Genomic DNA, 1,418 nt, shown 5'->3' on the forward strand with positions numbered 1-1,418 from the left:
CAATCGCGTTGGAAGAAGGAACAACTGCACCAGAGATGATGTTGTTTCCGTAGAGTAGAGAACCAGCTACAGGCTCGCGGATACCGTCGATATCTACAGGAGGAGCGGCGATAAAGGCGATGATGAAGCAGGTGGTGGCGGTGAGCAGGGTGGGGATCATGATGACACCGAACCAGCCGACATAAAGACGGTTGTTGGTGCTGGTGATCCACTGGCAGAACTGCTCCCACAGGGAAGCGCTTTCGCGCTGTTGTAGAGTTGTAGTCATGGTTGGATAATTTCTGTATGTATTAGGTTGTCAAGGTTCGTTGTTTGACATGAGTTAATACTATCGGCTTTTTATAGTTATGTAAAGGGGTTTTAAGGAATATTTTTTTATCAATGTCATAACTTTTACTTATATAATTGATGTTCAGGTAAACTAGAAGCAGACAAATTCTGCAAAAATAAGCAATGATACCCGAAATTACCGCAAAACTATTGGAAGCGAAGAAGGAAAAAGGCCTGAGTTTCGCTGACCTAGAAGCGATTCTAGGACGAGATGAGGTGTGGATTGCCGCTGTTTTTTACCGGCAAGCGAGCGCCTCCCTAGAAGAAGCAACGAAAATTGTGGCAGCTTTGGGACTGGGAACCGAAATCGTCGCATCCTTAACCGAGTATCCTGTCAAGGGATTGGGTCCTGTTGTCCCCACCGACCCCCTGATTTATCGTTTCTACGAGATCATGCAGGTGTATGGAATGCCACTAAAATCGGTGATTCATGAAAAATTCGGCGATGGCATTATGAGTGCGATCGATTTTACCCTCGACGTGGATAAGGAGGAAGACCCTAAAGGCGATCGCGTTAAAATTACCATGTCGGGTAAGTTTTTATCCTATAAGAAGTGGTGAGTCCGGCCAAAGTCAACGGTAAGGAATTTCTATTCCTTGCCGCTCCTGGTATTTTTCTTAACAAAACTTAACAATTGACGGCAAAATTTTGCTTGCTTTTTTTGGCAGATTTTGGGACAATATTTTTAAAAGAGTTTAGTAATAATGGAAATCTTAGCACTTGAACTTAAACACAAAAGTCCCATTATAAGAAAATCATAACCCAAGCCGCCGCAAAAGTCAAGGTATCTCTCCTAATTATGCTGTGAAACTTCTAATTCCTTGAGCGGTGAGGGTTTGGGGAATTATGAATTATGAATTGGGGAGTGGGAAGACAGTAAACTGATATAGTCATTTCAGATAAGTCTGATACGCTCTAGACCGATGAAACCCTGATTAACTCTAGCATTGATATTCTCAATCTTAATTGAAATGACTATAACTGCCAATTCAGACTTCAATTGGCGATGTTATATTGAACATTTTCAAGAAGAAGGCGCACCGCAAAGCGGATCTCTGCGAGATCGCTGTTTTTTTACCGCTTATGA

At 42.5% G+C, this 1,418-nt stretch carries 1 protein-coding gene and 1 pseudogene; one reads left to right on the plus strand and one right to left on the minus strand.

What is annotated here, in order from left to right:
- A pseudogene (locus PX636_RS02455) lies at positions 1-268 on the minus strand (photosystem II q(b) protein); the annotation flags it as partial.
- 185 nt (positions 269-453) lie between these two features.
- On the opposite strand from PX636_RS02455, the gene cynS reads away from it, so the two are divergent.
- Entirely contained in the window at positions 454-891 is a 438-nt protein-coding gene (gene cynS, locus PX636_RS02460) for a cyanase (RefSeq protein ID WP_002761093.1), read from the plus strand.
- Positions 892-1,418 lie beyond the last annotated feature (527 nt).

This window comes from Microcystis sp. M53598_WE2, assembly GCF_030067735.1.
Taxonomy (GTDB): domain Bacteria; phylum Cyanobacteriota; class Cyanobacteriia; order Cyanobacteriales; family Microcystaceae; genus Microcystis; species Microcystis aeruginosa.